Source organism: Streptomyces sp. C (assembly GCF_000158895.1).
GTDB lineage: Bacteria > Actinomycetota > Actinomycetes > Streptomycetales > Streptomycetaceae > Streptomyces > Streptomyces racemochromogenes.
This window is the reverse complement of the sequence record NZ_GG657750.1, coordinates 5,702,685-5,703,054: the sequence shown is the minus strand read 5'-3', so window position 1 is coordinate 5,703,054 and position 370 is coordinate 5,702,685. Positions and strand designations below refer to the sequence as shown.

Below are 370 nucleotides of genomic sequence, written 5' to 3'. Positions count from 1 at the left end.
GCCCGCGCGGCGTTTGAGCTGCACCGGCCGCGGAGCGCCGGTATCGGGGTCAGGGGCGGAGCCCCTGGGAACGGTGGAAGGGCGGGTAGGGGACCCGCACCGGGCAGCGGCCCAGCCACCCGCACCCGCCACGCCGCAGCGGCACCGCCGGACGGAGTCCGGGGCGGGGGCTCAGGAAAGGCCCGGGCTGGCCTTGAGGGCGAGCCAGAGCTCCATGCGGACGTCCGGGTCGTCCAGGGAGCGGCCGAGGATCTCCTCGACGCGCTTCATCCGGTAGCGCAGGGTGTGCCGGTGCACGCCGAGGTCGGCGGCTGCGGCGTCCCACTGCCCGTGGCGGGAGAGCCACGCCTGGAGCGAGGCCACCAGGTCG

At 76.5% G+C, this 370-nt stretch carries 1 protein-coding gene; it reads right to left on the bottom strand.

Annotated features, from left to right (window positions below):
• Window positions 1-171: 171 nt before the first annotated feature.
• Window positions 172-370, bottom strand: a 199-nt coding sequence (locus tag SSNG_RS25945) for a helix-turn-helix domain-containing protein (RefSeq protein WP_128637148.1), incomplete at its 5' end; no start/stop codon positions are given.